This window comes from Mycobacterium pinniadriaticum, assembly GCF_026242045.1.
Taxonomy (GTDB): Bacteria; Actinomycetota; Actinomycetes; order Mycobacteriales; family Mycobacteriaceae; genus Mycobacterium; species Mycobacterium pinniadriaticum.
In genome coordinates this window covers 71,576-88,534 of sequence record NZ_JAPJDO010000009.1, presented here as the reverse complement: position 1 = coordinate 88,534, position 16,959 = coordinate 71,576, and the positions used below count along the sequence as shown (strand labels likewise).

The 16,959-nt window shown below is 66.6% G+C and carries 13 protein-coding genes; 7 read left to right on the top strand and 6 right to left on the bottom strand.

The features are described from left to right. Positions 1-43: 43 nt before the first annotated feature. From ORI27_RS12745 to rpmF, 4 genes are all read right to left on the bottom strand, one after another. Positions 44-1,477: a S1C family serine protease gene (locus ORI27_RS12745; RefSeq protein ID WP_265997264.1), complete on the bottom strand. Its 1,434-nt coding sequence runs from the start codon at positions 1,475-1,477 to the stop codon at positions 44-46. Positions 1,478-1,556: 79 nt separating this feature from the next. Further along, positions 1,557-3,101: a HAMP domain-containing sensor histidine kinase gene (locus tag ORI27_RS12740; RefSeq protein ID WP_265997265.1), complete on the bottom strand. Its 1,545-nt coding sequence runs from the start codon at positions 3,099-3,101 to the stop codon at positions 1,557-1,559. Beyond that, the gene (locus ORI27_RS12735) at positions 3,101-3,787 is read right to left on the bottom strand and encodes a response regulator transcription factor (RefSeq protein ID WP_265997266.1); all 687 of its coding nucleotides are present in this window, start codon (positions 3,785-3,787) and stop codon (positions 3,101-3,103) included. Before ORI27_RS12735 ends, ORI27_RS12740 begins: the two co-directional genes overlap by 1 nt. A gap of 82 nt (positions 3,788-3,869) precedes the next feature. Then, positions 3,870-4,043, bottom strand: coding sequence for a 50S ribosomal protein L32 (rpmF, locus tag ORI27_RS12730; protein ID WP_265997267.1), 174 nt, complete (start codon positions 4,041-4,043; stop codon positions 3,870-3,872). Between the two features lie 218 nt (positions 4,044-4,261). Between rpmF and ORI27_RS12725 the strand changes: the two genes are divergently transcribed. The 7 genes from ORI27_RS12725 (at position 4,262) to ORI27_RS12695 (ending at position 13,364) form a co-directional block, all read left to right on the top strand. Next, positions 4,262-5,947, top strand: a complete 1,686-nt coding sequence (locus ORI27_RS12725; protein WP_265997347.1) for an acyclic terpene utilization AtuA family protein — start codon at positions 4,262-4,264, stop codon at positions 5,945-5,947. After that, entirely contained in the window at positions 5,944-7,131 is a 1,188-nt protein-coding gene (locus tag ORI27_RS12720) for an acyl-CoA dehydrogenase family protein (protein ID WP_265997268.1), read from the top strand. The genes ORI27_RS12725 and ORI27_RS12720 overlap by 4 nt, the downstream gene beginning before the upstream one ends. Before the next feature lie 34 nt (positions 7,132-7,165). Continuing rightward, positions 7,166-8,755 carry an acyl-CoA carboxylase subunit beta gene (locus ORI27_RS12715; protein WP_265997348.1) on the top strand — a complete coding sequence of 530 codons (1,590 nt, stop codon included), beginning with the start codon at positions 7,166-7,168 and terminating at the stop codon, positions 8,753-8,755. Further along, positions 8,709-10,754 (top strand): acetyl/propionyl/methylcrotonyl-CoA carboxylase subunit alpha, encoded by a 2,046-nt coding sequence (locus ORI27_RS12710; protein ID WP_265997269.1) that lies wholly within the window; start codon positions 8,709-8,711, stop codon positions 10,752-10,754. The genes ORI27_RS12715 and ORI27_RS12710 overlap by 47 nt, the downstream gene beginning before the upstream one ends. Positions 10,755-10,759: 5 nt before the next feature. Further along, positions 10,760-11,929 (top strand): acyl-CoA dehydrogenase family protein, encoded by a 1,170-nt coding sequence (locus ORI27_RS12705; RefSeq protein ID WP_265997349.1) that lies wholly within the window; start codon positions 10,760-10,762, stop codon positions 11,927-11,929. Position 11,930: 1 nt separating this feature from the next. Continuing rightward, positions 11,931-12,698 (top strand): enoyl-CoA hydratase family protein, encoded by a 768-nt coding sequence (locus ORI27_RS12700; RefSeq protein ID WP_265997270.1) that lies wholly within the window; start codon positions 11,931-11,933, stop codon positions 12,696-12,698. A 63-nt stretch (positions 12,699-12,761) separates the two neighbouring features. Continuing rightward, positions 12,762-13,364 (top strand): DUF1707 SHOCT-like domain-containing protein, encoded by a 603-nt coding sequence (locus tag ORI27_RS12695; RefSeq protein WP_265997271.1) that lies wholly within the window; start codon positions 12,762-12,764, stop codon positions 13,362-13,364. A gap of 70 nt (positions 13,365-13,434) precedes the next feature. Here the strand turns inward: ORI27_RS12695 and ORI27_RS12690 are convergent, their stop codons facing one another. Both ORI27_RS12690 and ORI27_RS12685 read right to left on the bottom strand, forming a co-directional pair. Continuing rightward, positions 13,435-14,553 carry a hypothetical protein gene (locus ORI27_RS12690; protein ID WP_265997272.1) on the bottom strand — a complete coding sequence of 373 codons (1,119 nt, stop codon included), beginning with the start codon at positions 14,551-14,553 and terminating at the stop codon, positions 13,435-13,437. 373 nt (positions 14,554-14,926) lie between these two features. Further along, on the bottom strand, positions 14,927-16,957 hold the full coding sequence (locus ORI27_RS12685) for a vWA domain-containing protein (protein ID WP_265997273.1): 2,031 nt from the start codon (positions 16,955-16,957) through the stop codon (positions 14,927-14,929). Positions 16,958-16,959: the final 2 nt, after the last annotated feature.

The window sequence follows — 16,959 nt, the reverse complement described above, 5'->3', positions numbered from 1 at the left end:
GTCGTGCTGGTCAGTGTGACGGGATATTCACCCACCACCCGGATCACTGGGTTGCCTTTCCGAGCGTGACCTGCACGGAACGGTCAGTTCCGGAGGGGTCGGTGAAAGTCAGCGTCACCTTGTCGCCCGGGGCACGCGATCGGACGGCGGCTACCAGGGCGTCGGCACTGCCGATCACCCGGTCATCGACCTTGGTCACCACCACGCCGCTGGGCAGGCCCGCTGCCGCGGCGGCACCGCCCTTTGTCACGTCGACGATCTTCGCCCCGTGAGTGGTCATGTCGTTGCTGACCTGCACACCCAGTGAGGCGTGGGTCGCGGTGCCGGTACTGATCAGCTCGTCGGCGATCCGTTTCGCCTGATCCACCGGGATGGCGAAGCCCAGCCCGATCGAGCCGCTCTGGGCGTCCGGGGAGTCCCCTCCCAACGTGGCGATCGCCGAGTTCACCCCGACCAGCTCGCCACTCATGTTCACCAACGCACCACCGGAATTACCAGGGTTGATCGCGGCATCGGTCTGGATCGCATCCAGCACGGTGTTCTGGTTGTTGGCATCACCACCGGTGGCCACCGGGCGGTTCAGGGCGCTCACGATCCCGGTTGTGACCGTGCCCTCCAGGCCCAGCGGCGAACCGACCGCCACCACGTCCTGGCCGACCCGCAGGTTCGACGACGAGCCCACGCTGATCGGGGTCAGGCCCGACACTCCCTGCGCCCGAACGACGGCGATGTCACTGGCCGGATCGGTGCCGATCACGGTGAACGATGCGGTGCGGCCGTCAGAGAACGTCACGATCGTCTTCGGCGCTCCATCGGTGGACGGAGCGCTCGGCACGCCGGAACTGCCTGGTCCGCCTGGGACCAGCGACGGCAGACCCGGTATCGCCGGCGGGGCGGCAGGCCCCAGGCCACCGGGCTTGGCGGCCGCCACGACGTGGTTGTTGGTCAGGATCAGTCCGTCCGAGGACAGGATGATGCCCGAGCCTTCCTCAGACTGGCGGCCGAACTCGGTCTCGAGCTTGACCACACTGGGGACCACCTTGGCCGCCACCTGCTCGACCGAACCCACCGGCAAATTGGCCGCCGGAACATTGGCGGGCACGTTGGGTGAGCCTTGCAGGACGGAGCCGACCGGTTGCCGGTCCGGTTGAGCGAGCAGCGCCACCGTGCCGCCGACGCCGGCCGACACAACGGCGATGGCAAGGGCTCCCGCTGTCAATGCCCCTGCGCGCGACCGTCGCCGTGGTGGCATCGTCGGCATACCCGGCGTGGTGGACGGATGTCCTTGCCGTACAGCGTGATACGGGTCATAGGCTTGCCGGTAGCCCGGCTGCTGTTGTTGCGTCGCGTAGCGCCAGTCATAGGGCTGCTGGTAACCGGCCGTGCCTGGTGGCTGTGAATACCCTGATGCCGCATGCTGATTCGGCCCGGAGTGGCCATGTTGCTGCGGCGGCGAGTACCTCGAGGGGTCGGTCATGTCGTCAGATCGCTCTTTCTCTTCGCACGACGCACGCTCTTATTGATCAAAGAGACGTTGCCTTCAAGCTTGCCTTGCGCTACTGAGAATCGACTGAGATAACACTCGGTACAGTCGATCGTTTTTGCTGGGAGGCCCCTTGACCACCGTTGGTCTTGGCCATTTTGGCCGTGATTTCGCTCTCAGCTGAAGCATCCGGATACGTCATCGCGGTCGTCGGCAGCCCCGGTAGCAGGACGTAGAACGCGGTGCCCGGCGGCTGGCCGCCCGGCACGGTGTCGGCGATTCGGATCATCCCGCCGTGCTTGACGACAACTTGCTTGACGATCGCCAAGCCCAGCCCCGACCCGGGCATGGCCCGTGCCGATGCCGACCGGTAGAACCGCTCGAACACCAGACCACGTTCGGCAGGGGGAATCCCCGGCCCGTGGTCGGACACCACGAGCTCGGCATGGGCGGCGTCCACCTGACGCAGCCGAACCCCGACATGGCCGCCCGACGGGCCCCACTTCGCCGCATTGTCGAGCAGGTTGACCACCGCCCGGGACAGTCCGGCGGGATCGCCGTAGACCTGCCAGCCGACGACGTCGACGTCGAAAAGAACGTCGTTGCGGCGTCGGCGCGCACGCTCGAGGCTGCGGTCGACGATGTCGCTCAGGTCGACCGCTTCGTGCACCACCCCGCCGGCGTCCTCACGCGTGAGGTCGACCAGATCGCCCACCAGCGTGGACAACTCCTCGATCTGTGCGATCACATCGGTGCGCAGATCGGCCATTTCGTTCTCCGGCAGCCGCGGGGCACCCGGTTGCATCGACGCCATCAGCAACTCGACGTTGGTACGCAGCGACGTCAGCGGCGTGCGCAATTCGTGCCCGGCGTCGGCGACCAGCCGGGCCTGCCGTTCCCGCGACTCGGTCAACGCGCGAAGCATCGTGTTGAACGTTTCGGTGAGCCTGGCCAGCTCGTCGCTGCCGAACACCGGGATCGGCCGAAGATCGTCTGTCCGCGCCACCCGCTCGGCGGCTTCGGTCAGCCGCGCCACCGGTCGCAGGCCGGTCCGTGCCACCATGCCGCCGGCGATCGCGGCGACCACCACGCCGATACCGCCCACCGCCAGCAGCACCCATTTCAGCTTGGTCATCACCGCGTTGGTGGGGGCCAGGCTCTTCGAGATCAGCAGTGAGCTGCCGGTGGGCAGGTGAACCGCCAGTACCCGCTGGTTGGCCACCGTCCGGCGGGACATCAGCAGGTCTCCGCCGATGACAGACTTCTCCGGCTCGCCGACCGGTAGCCGCTGGCCCTGCTGGTTCGCGGTGTAGATCGATCGGCCCGGATTGACCAGCATCGCGTTGACATCGGAGTAGGCGGTGCCCTCGATCGCTTTTCCGGGATCGGCGGCCAGCGACCCGCTGGCGATCAGCAGGCTCGCCCGGCTCTGCAACTGGTTGTCGATGTCGGTGTAGAGCGCCGCGGACACGACGGCGTAAACCGCGACGGCCATCAGCACGACGACCATCGCCACCATGGACATGGCCAGCAACATCACCCGCCATCGCAGGGACAGCGATGTCGTCGATTCCTCGGGCGCCCGCGAGGCTCGCGCGCGCCGCCTCAGTCGTGCCATCAGGGCGGTGTCTCACGCAGCACGTAACCCACACCTCGCACGGTGTGGATCAGCCGCGGTTCTCCTTCTGCTTCGGTCTTTCGGCGTAGGTAGCCGACGTAGACCTCCAGCGCGTTGCCGGAAGTCGGAAAGTCGAAACCCCACACCTCTTCCAGGATGCGACTACGAGTCAGAACCCGTCGCGGATTGGCGATCAGCATCTCCAGCAGCGCGAACTCGGTCCGGGTGAGGCTGATGGCGCGTTTGCCTCGATGCACCTCGCGGGTCACCGGGTCCAACGTCAGATCGTCGAACGTCATCAGCGCCGAATCGGACTGTTCGTCGGGGCTGGTCCGGCGCAGCAGCGCGCGCATCCGCGCCAGCAACTCCTCCAGGGCGAACGGCTTGGGCAGATAGTCGTCGGCGCCGGCATCCAGGCCCGCCACCCGCTCAGACACCGAGTCCCGGGCGGTCAGAACCAGGATCGGCAGATCGTCACCGGTGCTGCGCAGTTGCCGGCAGACCTCGAGCCCGTCCAGCCGGGGCATCATCACGTCGAGCACGAGCGCGTCGGGCCGGTCGTTGGCGATCGCATCGAGGGCTTCGACACCGTCCTGCGCCAGATCTACGGAATATCCGTTGAATGAAAGGGACCGGCGCAACGACTCGCGCACTGCGCGATCATCATCAACGACAAGTATTCGCACGGGCACCAGTGTCAACCCAACGCCTGAGATTGGGCTGAGAGGCACGCCGTGCTAGCAGGCAATTCGCGGTCGGCGAACGTTGTCAGCGCTTGTCGAGGTCGATCAATCCGAGCCGCGCGGCCTTGAGCAACCGACGCGGAACCTTGTGCTGGCGGCCGCCGACGGAAACGTTGACCAGACCGGTGGCCTCGGTCTTCCACTGCGCGCGCCGACTGCGAGTGTTCGCGCGCGACATTCTGCGCTTGGGCACAGCCATGACGTGCTTCTCCTTGATCAGGGGTGTCGCCGCGCAGGAGTGAAATGGTGCCGGCGGCCAACAGTTGCACTTCAGGATAGCCGCTCACCTGCGTGGGCTCCAAAACGTCCCGCGGCCTGCGGTTGGTGCCTTCACCCCTTGACTGGAGACCGGACGTCGCCAGTAACCTACCAGTTGGTTGGTCAACGAGAGGGAAGACGGCGCGCGTGGCGAATGCGGTGCGGATCGGCAACTGTTCAGGCTTCTACGGTGACCGTCTGGCCGCGATGCGCGAAATGCTCACCGGCGGTGAGTTGGACTATCTGACCGGCGACTACTTGGCCGAGCTCACCATGCTCATTCTGGGCCGCGACCGGATGAAACATCCCGAACGCGGCTACGCCAAGACATTCCTGACCCAGCTCGAAGAGTGCCTCGGATTCGCCCACGACCAGGGAGTTCGCATCGTCGCCAACGCCGGTGGCCTCAATCCGGCGGGCCTGGCCGACGCCGTCCGCGAGCTCGCCGATCGGCTCGGCATCCCGGCAACAGTGGCCCATGTCGAGGGCGACGACCTGCTCCCCCGGGCCCCTCAACTTGGCTTGGGCTCGCCGCTGACCGCCAACGCGTACCTGGGGGCGTGGGGCATCGTCGACTGCCTGCAGGCCGGCGCCGACATCGTCGTCACCGGCCGAGTGACCGACGCCTCCGTGGTGGTCGCTCCAGCAGCGGCGCATTTCGGGTGGGGCCGCCAGGACTACGACCAGCTGGCCGGGGCGGTGGTGGCCGGTCACGTCATCGAATGCGGCGCGCAGGCCACCGGCGGCAACTACGCGTTCTTCACCGAGATCGCCGACCTCGGCCACGCCGGCTTCCCGCTGGCGGAGGTTTATGCCGACGGCTCCTCGGTGATCACCAAGCACAGCGGTACCGGTGGCCAGGTCAGTGTCGGCACGGTGACCGCGCAGTTGCTCTACGAAATCGGCGGCGCGCGCTACGCCAACCCCGATGTCACCGCCCGCTTCGACACCGTCGCGCTGGCTGACGACGGAATAGACCGGGTACGCATCAGCGGTGTGCGCGGCGAGCCTCCGCCGCCCTCGCTGAAGGTATCGCTGAACAGCATCGGCGGGTTCCGCAACTCGGTGACGTTCGTGCTCACCGGACTCGATATCGAGGCCAAGGCGACATTGGTACGCCAGCAGCTGGAGTCGGCGCTGAGCGTGAAACCCGCCGAGATGGGCTGGACGCTGGCCCGCACCGACCATGTCGACGCCGACACCGAGGAGGCGGCCAGCGCACTGCTCAGTTGCGTCGTGCGCGACCCCGATCCGAATCGGGTTGGCCGCCAGTTCTCCTCGGCTGCAGTCGAACTCGCGTTGGCCTCCTATCCCGGCTTCACCTCCACCGCACCGCCGGGCGACGGTCAGGTCTACGGTGTGTTCACCGCCGGTTATGTACCGGCCGACGAGATCGCGCAGGTCGCCGTCGGACCCGACGGGAGCCGAACCGACATCGCCCCTGCCACAAACACACTGGAGCTGGCCGAGGTCGACGCGCCGCCGCTGCCCGAACCGCTGGCCCCCGGTCCGACCAGGCGCCTGCCACTGGGCACGATCGCCGGAGCGCGCAGCGGGGACAAGGGCGGGGCGGCCAACGTCGGCGTCTGGGTGAGCACCGACGAGCAGTGGCGCTGGCTGGCCAACACGCTGACCATCGACGTCCTGCGCGAGTTATTACCGGAGACAAAGGCTCTCGGAATCTCCCGGCACCTGTTCCCGAACCTGCGCGCAGTGAACTTCGTCGTCGACGGGATCCTCGGACAGGGCGTCGCCTATCAGGCCCGGTTCGACCCACAGGCCAAGGGTCTCGGCGAATGGCTGCGTAGCCGGCACCTCGACATCCCGGAAGCGATCCTGGCATGACCATCTGGAACACCCCCGAACGCCAGCAGCTACGCAAGACCGTGCGCGGCTTCGCCGAACGCGAGATCCTTCCTCACGTCGAGGAGTGGGAACGCGCCGGTGAGCTCCCCCGCGATCTACACCGGCGGGCCGCCGCCGCCGGGCTGTTGGGGGCCGAGCTGCCGGAGTCGGCCGGTGGCGGCGGCGGCGATGCCGCGGATTCGTTGATCATCTGCGAGGAGCTGCATGAAGCCGGCACTCCCGGTGGGGTTTTCGCTTCGCTGTTCACCTGCGGTATCGCGGTACCCCATATGGTCGCGGCCGGCGATCAACGGCTGATCGAGAAGTTCGTCCGCCCCACGCTGCGAGGTGAGCTGATCGGCGCGCTGGCGATCACCGAGCCCGGCGGCGGCTCCGACGTCGGTCACTTGCGGACGACGGCGATTCGCGCCGGTGACGAATACGTGGTCTCGGGCGCGAAGACCTACATCACGTCGGGCGTGCGCGCCGACTACGTCGTCACCGCCGTGCGCACCGGCGGTGACGAGTTTCCCGGTGCCGCCGGGGTGTCGCTTCTCGTCGTCGAGAAAGGTACGCCGGGGTTTGACGTCACCCGCAGGCTGGACAAGATGGGCTGGCGATCCTCGGACACCGCCGAACTCTCCTACACCGAGGCGCGGGTTCCGGCGGCCAACCTCGTCGGTATCGAGAACACCGGCTTCGCCCAGATTGCCCAGGCCTTCGTGTCCGAGCGGATCGGGCTTGCCGCCCAGGCATATTCGTCGGCACAGCGCTGCCTGGACCTGACTGTGCAGTGGTGCCGCGACCGGGAGACATTCGGCCGGCCGTTGATCTCCCGGCAGGCGGTGCAGAACACGCTGGCGGAGATGGCCCGCCGCATCGAGGTGGCCCGGGTGTACTCGCGCCATGTCGTGGAGCGGCAACTGGCAGCCGGAGCCGCTGGGCCGGCGACATCAAACACGAGCACGGATCTGATCGCGGCGGTGTGCTTCGCCAAGAACACCGCGGTGGAAGCGGGTGAATGGGTGGCGCACCAGGCCGTGCAACTGTTCGGAGGGATGGGCTACATGACCGAATGCGAGGTCGAACGCCAGTACCGGGACATGCGGATCCTGGGTATCGGCGGCGGAACCACCGAAATCCTGACCAGCCTGGCCGCAAAAGTATTGGGATATCAGTCATGACGCCAGCAAGAAGCGGAGCGGATTGCCCATGACCCTGCTGCGAAGCACCCTCGACCCGAAGGCGCCGACGTACGTCGGGGCGGCCGAGGCCATGGCCGCCAAGCTCGCCGAGATCGACGGTGAACTGGCCAAGGCGCTGGCCGGTGGCGGGCCCAAATACGTGGACCGGCACCACGGTCGCGGCAAGCTCACCGCCCGCGAGCGGATCGAGATGTTGGTGGACCCCGATTCGCCATTCCTGGAACTGTGCCCGCTGGCCGCATATGGCAGCGACTTCCAGGTCGGCGCCAGCCTGGTGACCGGTATCGGTGTGGTGGAAGGGGGCGAGTGCCTGCTGATCGCCAACGATCCCACCGTCAAGGGCGGCACCAGCAACCCCTGGACGCTGAAGAAGATACTGCGAGCCAACCAGATCGCGTTCGAAAATCGGCTGCCGGTCATCTCACTGGTGGAGTCCGGTGGTGCGGATCTGCCCACCCAGAAAGAGATCTTCATCCCGGGTGGTCAGATGTTCCGGGACCTGACCCGGCTGTCCGCGGCCGGCATTCCCACGATCGCGCTGGTGTTCGGCAACTCCACCGCCGGCGGTGCCTACATCCCGGGCATGTCCGATCACGTCGTGATGATCAAGGAACGGTCGAAGGTCTTCCTGGCTGGTCCCCCACTGGTGAAGATGGCCACCGGGGAGGAGGCTGACGACGAATCCCTCGGTGGAGCCGAAATGCATGCCAGGGTATCGGGTTTGGCCGATTATTTCGCCGTCGACGAGCTCGATGCCATCCGCATCGGCCGACGTATCGTGGCACGGCTCAACTGGGCCAAACAGGGACCGGCGCCGCGGCCGGTCATCGCGCCCCTGGCCGACCCCGACGAGTTGCTCGGCATCGTGTCGGCAGATCTGCGGATACCGTTCGACCCGCGTGAGGTGATCGCCCGCATCGTGGACGGCTCCGACTTCGACGAGTTCAAAGCGATGTACGGGGGATCTTTGGTGACCGGCTGGGCCACCCTGCACGGCTATCCGCTGGGCATCCTGGCCAACGCCCGCGGCGTGCTGTTCAGCGAAGAGTCACAGAAGGCAACCCAGTTCATCCAGCTGGCCAATCGGTCGAACACGCCACTGCTGTTCCTGCACAACACGACCGGTTACATGGTGGGCAAGACCTACGAGGAAGGCGGGATGATCAAGCACGGCTCGATGATGATCAATGCCGTATCCAACTCGCGGGTCCCGCACATCTCGTTGTTGATCGGCGCCTCCTACGGCGCCGGCCATTACGGGATGTGCGGACGCGCCTACGATCCTCGCTTCCTGTTCGCCTGGCCCAGTGCGAAATCCGCGGTGATGGGCGGTGCGCAGCTCGCCGGTGTTCTTTCGATCGTCAATCGCGCGGCCACCGAGGCCCGCGGCGGCACCGTCGACGAACAGGCCGATGCCGCCCTTCGGGCTGCCGTCGAGGCACAGATCGAGGCGGAGTCGTTGCCGATGTTCCTGTCCGGCCGGCTCTACGACGACGGGGTGATCGATCCTCGCGACACCCGCACCGTTCTCGGAATGTGCCTGTCCGCCATCGCCAATGCACCGATCGAGGGGACGTCGAACTTCGGCGTCTTCCGGATGTGAGCCACCCGTGATCAGTCGAGTTCTCGTCGCCAACCGCGGTGAAATCGCCCGTCGCGTTTTCGCCACCTGCCGTCGGCTCGGAATCGCCACCGTGGCCGTCTACACCGATCCCGACGAGCAGTCGCCACATGTGTTCGAGGCCGACGCACGGGTACGGCTCGACGGCAGTTCCGGGTACCTGGACATCGCGCAGCTGATCAGCGCGGCCCGCCGCGCCGGTGCTGACGCTATCCACCCCGGTTACGGATTCCTTTCCGAGAATGCCGATTTCGCCAAGGCGGTCATCGACGCCGGGTTGACCTGGATCGGACCACCGGTGGCTGCCGTCGCGTCGATGGGCTCCAAGATCGAGGCCAAGAAGATGATGGCAGCGGTCGGTGTTCCGGTGCTCGACGAACTCGACCCCGACACGGTGACCCAAGCCCAGCTGCCGGTACTGGTGAAAGCGTCGGCCGGAGGCGGCGGACGCGGTATGCGGGTGGTGACCGAACTGTCCGAGCTGCCCGGCCAGGTGCAGGCCGCACGCCGGGAAGCCCAGTCCGCCTTCGGTGATCCGACCGTGTTCTGTGAACGGTATCTGCCCACCGGCCACCACATCGAAGTCCAGGTGCTCGCCGACGAGCATGGCACGATCTGGGCGGTCGGCGAGCGGGAATGCTCCATTCAACGCCGGCACCAGAAGATCATCGAGGAGGCTCCCTCACCTCTGGTCGAGCGAATTGCGGGCATGCGGGAGAGGCTGTTTGCGGCCGCCCGGCTGGCTGCCGGCGCCATCGGCTACGCCGGAGCGGGCACAGTGGAGTTCCTGGCCGAGGACGCACCTGGACGGGAAGGCGCGTTCTACTTTCTCGAGATGAACACCCGACTACAGGTAGAGCACCCCGTCACCGAACTCACCACCGGCCTGGATCTGGTCGAGTTGCAGCTGTCGGTGGCCGACGGAGAGCGACTCGGCGCCCAGCCGCCCGCAGCCCACGGACATGCCATCGAGGCGCGGATCTACGCCGAGGACCCGGCCCGCAACTGGCAACCGCAGGCCGGCCGAATCCATCACTTCGAAGTGCCCGGCACTGCAACGTGTTTCGGATTGATATCGAGGACGGGTGTCCGCCTCGATTCCGGGATCACCGACTCTTCCACCGTGTCGATTCACTATGACCCGATGCTGGCCAAGGTCATCTCCTTGGCCCCGACCCGGCGTCGCGCGGCCCAGGTGCTCGCCGATGCGCTCGCCCGTACCAGGTTGCACGGCGTGGGCACCAACCGCGACCTGCTGGTCAATGTCCTTCGGCATCAGGCGTTCCTGGACGGCGAGACAGACACCGCGTTCTTTGACACCCACGGTCTGACCGAGCTGACCCGCCCGCTGGCCGACGACCGCACGGTCCGGCTCGCCGTGGTGGCGGCCGCCCTGGCCGAAGCCGCCCACAACCGGGCCACCGCCACGGTGCTCGGCGGACTTCCCAGCGGTTGGCGCAATGTCGTCTCGGACAATCAGCACAAGACCTACCTGGACGCCGCCGGGCAGGAGCACCGGGTCGCCTATCGATTCACCCGCGGCGGCCTGGTCCTGCCCGACGACGACGGCGTGACCCTGCTCCGGGCCCACCCGGACGAGGTGGTTCTGGCCGATGCCGACGAGGTCGCCACCGTGTTCGCGGTGAGCCGCTATGGCGCAGAGGTTTTCGTCGACTCGCCGATGAGATCGGTGCGGTTTACCGTCGCCCCGCGCTTCCCCGAGCCGGGCTCGGCCGTCGAGAAGGGATCGCTGCTGGCACCCATGCCCGGCGCGGTGATCCGGCTCGGCGCGGAGTTGGGTGACAAGGTCGTGCTCGGCCAACCGTTGGTCTGGTTGGAGGCGATGAAGATGGAGCACACCATCACCGCACCGGCAGACGGCGTGGTGACCCAACTGGATGTCAGCGTCGGCCAGCAGGTCGACGTGGGGACCGTTCTTGCCCGGGTGGAGAACAAGAACGAAACAGAAGGAGAGCTGTGACCGCCTTGAAGACCGACACCGGATTCATCGAGAGTGCCGAACGACAGGAGCTGCGCAAGGCGGTCGCGGGGATGGCGGCCAGCTACGGCCAGAACTACTACCTGCAAAAAGCGCGCGCCGGCCAATACACCGACGAATTGTGGGCAGAGGCAGGAAAACTCGGATTCATCGGCGTGAGCCTGCCCGAGGAGTATGGCGGTGGGGGCGCGGGTATCTACGAGCTTTCGCTGGTGATGGACGAGATGGCCAGCAACGGCTGCGGCCTACTGATGATGGTGGTCTCGCCGGCCATCAACGGGACGATCATCAGCAAGTTCGGCACCGACGAGCAGAAGAAGCGCTGGCTGCCCGGTATCGCCGACGGCTCGACCATCATGGCGTTCGCCATCACCGAACCCGACGCCGGTTCGAACTCGCACCGCATCACCACCACCGCGCGACGCGACGGCAGCGACTGGATCCTTTCGGGTGCGAAGGTGTACATCTCCGGTGTCGACCAAGCCCAGGCGGTCCTTGTCGTCGGCCGGATGGAAGACGCCAAGACCGGCAACCTGAAGCCAGCGCTGTTCATCGTCCCGACGGACGCCCCGGGCCTCACGTACACCAGGATCGACATGGAGATCGTCAGCCCGGAGAGCCAGTTCCAGCTGTTCATCGACGAGGTCCGGCTGCCTGCCGAAGCTCTGGTGGGCTCTGAGGACGCCGCGATCGCCCAGCTGTTCGCGGGCCTGAACCCGGAGCGGATCATGGGGGCCGCCAATGCGATCGGGGTGGGCCGCTTCGCGATCGGCAGGGCCGCCGAATACGTCAAGACCCGGCAGGTGTGGAAGACCCCGATCGGCGCCCATCAGGGCATCGCCCACCCGTTGGCGCAGAACCACATCGAGATCGAGCTGGCCAGGCTGATGATGCAGAAGGCGGCCACGCTCTATGACAACGGCGACGACTTCGGCGCCGCGGAGGCCGCCAACATGGCGAAGTACGCCGCGGGTGAGGCGTCGACGCGGGCCGTGGACCAGGCCGTGCAATCCCTCGGCGGCAACGGGCTGACCAAGGAATACGGCGTCGCGTCTCTGCTGACCGCCTCACGACTGGCGCGTATCGCCCCGGTGAGCCGCGAGATGATCCTGAACTTCATCGCCCAGAGCTCGCTGGGCCTGCCGCGGTCGTACTGACATGACCGACTTGGTTCGCTACGCCGTCGACGGCCACGTCGCGCGGCTGACGCTGGATTCACCCCACAACCGCAACGCGCTGTCCACCCGGCTGGTCGAGCAGCTGCACTCCGGCCTGCGGGAGGCGGCCGCCGATCCGGCGGTCAGGACCGTGGTGCTGGGTCACGCCGGTGGCACGTTCTGCGCCGGCGCCGATCTGAGCGAAGCACCAGACGGCGACCCGTTCGAGACCACCGCGGCCCGGGCCCGCGAACTCACGTCCGTGCTGCGCGCGATCGTCGAGTCACCCCTGCCGGTGGTGGCGGCCATCGACGGCCACGTCCGCGCCGGCGGGCTGGGCCTGGTGGGTGCCTGCGACATCGTGGTTGCCGGTCCGCGCAGCACGTTCGCGCTGACCGAAGCGCGTATCGGCGTGGCACCGGCGATCATCTCCCTGACGCTGCTACCCAAGTTGTCGCCGCGCGCCGCTGCCCGCTACTTCCTGACGGGCGAAACGTTCACCGCGGCCACGGCCGCCGAGATCGGGTTGATCACCCTGGCCGCCGACGACCTCGACGCCGCGATCGCCGCCGTTGTGGCTGACCTGGGTCGCGGCTCACCCCAGGGCCTCGCCGCGTCAAAAGCCCTGACCACCGCCGATGTCCTGGCCGGGTTCGACCGCGACGCCGAACGGCTGGCGAAAGAATCGGCGCGGCTGTTCGTCTCTGACGAAGCGCGAGAAGGGATGCTGGCGTTCCTTGAGAAACGACAGCCGCGCTGGCTGCGATAACACCACTGTGAGAGATCAGCGAACACTCTTGCGGTTGCCTTCCAGAGCCGTACGCTCGTAGCGATGAGCAACTCGACGCCGCGGGACGCATCGACGCGAGCCGCTGACACCGACCGCATCCAGGTTGCTCAGCTGCTCACCGAGGCCGCGTCCAAGGGCCGTCTGCAGCTCGGAGAATACGAACGCCGGCTGTCCAAGGCCTATGCCGCGCAAACCCATGAGGAACTGGATCGGCTCACCGAGGACTTGCCGGAGGCGACCGACACATCGCACCGGCGCGGCGCATGCAAGCCGGCGCCCAAGACACTGCTGCTGGCCATCCTCAGCGGATTCGAGCGCCGCGGCCGATGGAACGTGCCCGGACGGATCACCACGTTCACGCTTTTCGGCGGCGGCGTGGTCGACCTGCGCTATGCCGATTTCACCTCGGCCACCGTGGAGATCCACGCGTACTCGATCATGGGTGGGCAGACCATCCTGCTGCCACCCGAGGTCAATCTCGAAGTGCGTGGGGTCGGCGTGATGGGCGGCTTTGACCACCACGTCGACGGCGCCGGCACCCCGGGGGCGCCGAAAGTCACAATCCGCGGCTTCTCACTATGGGGCGGTGTGGGCGTCAAACGAAAGAATCGTAAACCCGGCGGCTCTGAGCAACTGGCGCGCTAGCCAACCCGAGCCCGATCAAAAACTTCGGCCCCTTCCATCCGGAAGGGGCCGAAGTTTGTTGGGAGACTAGCTACTTCGCGCTGTGACCCTTGCCGGAGCTGGAGCCGCCGCTCGACTTGGAACTGCTCGAGGAGCTGGAGCTCGACTTGGCCTTCTTACCGCCGCCGAGCGCGTCCGAGATCCGCTTGCCGATCTTGGCGAGCGGGTTCTGCGGCTTGGCGGACGAGGCCGCGGTGGTCTTCGGGGTAGCAGCTGCAGCACTTGCGACCGACGTCGTGGTGCTGTCCTCGGTCGAGGTGCTGTCCTCGGTCGAGGTGCTCTCCTCGGTCGACTTGCTGTCCTCGGTCGAGGTGGTATCCGTGGACTCGGTCGCAGCCTCGGCTGGCACCGACTTGGTGCTCGACTTGGCCGCAGCCGATGCGCTGGGGGTGATCGCGGCCGCAACAGCGGTCTCGACACCCTCGACGGCGCCCTCGACAGCCGTGGAAACCTCGGTGGCGGCCGCGGTCAACGAGCTGCTGACCGCGGCTGCGGTGGGCAGGCTGTCCGAGATCGACGTCGAGATGTAGGCCAGGATCGAGGACATGCCGCCGCTACCGTAGGCGTCGCCGCCCGGGGTTTCGCCGTAGAAGTACAAGCTGGCGAGGATGCCGCCACCGACCGTGACCGGGCCGATGTCGACGGTGGGGACCAGCGACGCCGCCGAGGCGACGATCGAGTTGACCACGTTGGGAATGCCGTAGTAGAACGTCGCCTGCGCGGCCTGGAAGACCGGCGATGTGGTTCCAAAGATTTCGCCGGCGCCCACATAGGGCACCGCGGGCGCACCGATCTCGAAGTAGTAGTTGTCCAGGTCGAACGAGGAGTCGAAGGAGTCCACCACATTGTCCACCACGTAGTAGAGGACACCCGACGCACCGCTGAGGTAGATATCACTCACGCCCGGGTAGTAGAAATTCTCCGCAGTGATGTAGCCGCCCCACCCGAACCAGTAGGCATCGTTGATGCCCTGAATGGTGATGTCGGTGATCGCCGTCAGCTCGTACTTCGCGGTCGACAGCGGCAGCGGGCTGGGCGTCCCCACCGCGATGTCGTGGGTCGGCAGGAACGCCGGCGAGGCGGTGACGATGGCTGCGGCGCTGGCCAGTGCCGCGCCGGTCATCAGGAAAGGTCGAGTACGTGACGCCATTGCTGTTTCCCCTTGTGGATGCGGTTCGCCAGGTTCGTGACGAACTCGATGCTTTGCTGATGCGAATCTTAGAAGATCCTGATAGATACTAAGGGGCTGTTTGCCCTTCAGCAAGCGGAACGGGTGAAATTGGCGACCATCATCCTTCGCTTGTGTCACTTCCATCACGGCGTCTCGACAGCCATTGAGTAGCCGGTTCACAGCCGGGCGACATTCAGGTGAACAACATCTTGCACGTGTTCGCTAGGACACGATGCCGAAGAATGTTGCCGTCAATAATAACCGGGTTTGCCACGCTCTTTGCGGCCACCGCCTGAACAGGCGCTGCGCTCCAGATGGCATAGCGATTTGCTGAACACCACATGTCTCCAGCTCAGCGACGGCGACGGCGCGACCTCAGATAGTCGCCGACGACCGCCGCACCCAGGCCGTCCACGTCGGGAACGACCACCCGGCCCTCCACCCGACGAGCAACCTGGTCGATAAATCTGGCGAGACCCGGATCGTTTCCGAGCCGGAAGATCGTTACCTGAGCTCCCAGACGCGCGACCTCATCGAAGCCGCGAACAGTGTGGGCGATGGTCCGCGGATGCGGCGGGTAATCAAAAAACACCGCAGAACCCGACCCCGTCCCGTCGAAATCCTCGAGATGCGCGGTCGGCTCCCCGTCGGTGACCACCAGCACCACCGGTTGGGCGTTGGGGTGACGACGCAGATGCCGGACCGCCAGTGCCAGCGCATGATGCAGATTGGTGCCCTGCTCGTAAACGCCCTCGAGCCCGGTCAACTCGGCGGCGGTCACCGTCCGCGCGTAGCGGCCGAACGCGATGATCTGCAGCGCGTCGGACCGGAACCGCGTACTCACCAGATGGTTGAGCGCCAGCGCGGTCTGCTTCATCGGCACCCACCGGTTCTCCATGACCATCGAGAACGAGGTGTCGACCAGCAGCGCCACCGCCGCCTGGGTGCGGGTCTCGGTCTCCGACACCTCGACGTCATCGACGGTGATCCGCAGCGGGCCGCCCAGGTTGTCGGTGCTCCGCCCGATTCCCCCGTCGCTTCGCTCCTGCCCGCCGGCTTGTCGCAGCACCGCGTTGGTCAGGGTGCGGGTGACGTTCCACGGCTCGGTGTCCCCGAACGCCCACGGCCGGGTCGCGCCGGTCAGCTCACCGGCCGCCCCCGCGCGACGGGTGTCCCGCTCGCCGTGGCGGCCGGAGAGTTGTTGGGCAACATCGCGAAGAGCCGTTTGGCCGAGTTGCCGCATGGCCTTCGGGGACAACCGCCACTGCCCGTCGGAGCCGCGATCCAGGAAACCCTGATTCATCAGGGCGCGCTCGAGCTCGGCGAGCGTCCGCGCATCGATGGCGGCTTGATCGCCAAGCTGGCGGGCTAGGGCATCGAGGTCGACGTCGTCCATGGTGGCCCCGGCATAGCTCTGCGAGAGTTGCTCGGCGAGCTGCTCGAGTTCGCCGATGTCGGCCAGCGCCTGCGCTCCCTCCCCCATCCCGAGGGCGTTGTCGCCGGAGAACTCCGACGAGCCGCTCCAGTCCTCGCCGGGCCGGGCGGCCTGCAGATGGGAGTCGAGGCGGTTGAGCGCGTTCATCAATTGCGGCGAACCGAATGCCTGCTGTGCCAGGGCATCGAGCTCGGCGCGCTGCTCTGCGGTCAGGCTGTTGCGAAATCGCTGGGCCGCGGCGGCCCGCTTGGCCAGCGAGTCGAGAAGCTCCTCGACGTTCTTCGGATTCTCCGGGAAGTACTGTCCATGCTTGCGCATGAAGTCGTGAAAGTCCTCGGGGCTGTCCTCACCGCGAGAGTGCTTGTCCAGCAGGTCGTTGAGGTCGTCGAGCATCTCGTTGACGGCTTGGCGGTCCTCGTCGGTGGCGTCCTGGAGCGCCTGCTTCATCCCGGCGAATCGCTGGTCGAGCATCTCCCGGCCGAGCAGATCTTTGATCTGCTCGTATTTCTGGCGCGCCTCGGGGCTGCGCCAGTCGTAGTCGGACAACTCCTGCACAGCCTTGGCCGGTGACGGTGACAAAGCCTCGATCTGCAGTTCGGCGAACCGAGCGTCGTCGTCGAGTGCCCGCGCCAACTCCTTACGCTCGGACAACACCGCCTCGTCGAGCAGTTGTTTGATCTCCTGCAGAGTGCCATCGAGGTTGTTGCGGTTCAACAGCTCTCGCCGTCGACGGTTGACCTCGGCGGCCAGCCGGTCGGCGCCCTTGGTGTCCCTGGTGCCGCGCCGCAGCAGTTCCGACAACGCCCGGCGCGGCGACGTGCCCTCCATGACGTCCTGCCCGATCTGCTCGAGCGCGTCACGCAGGTCCACCGGCGGCGCCAGCGGATCCGGCCCCCCGGTGTAGGCCGAATACCGGGAGTCGTGCGCATGCGGGCGTTTAGAGCTCATTG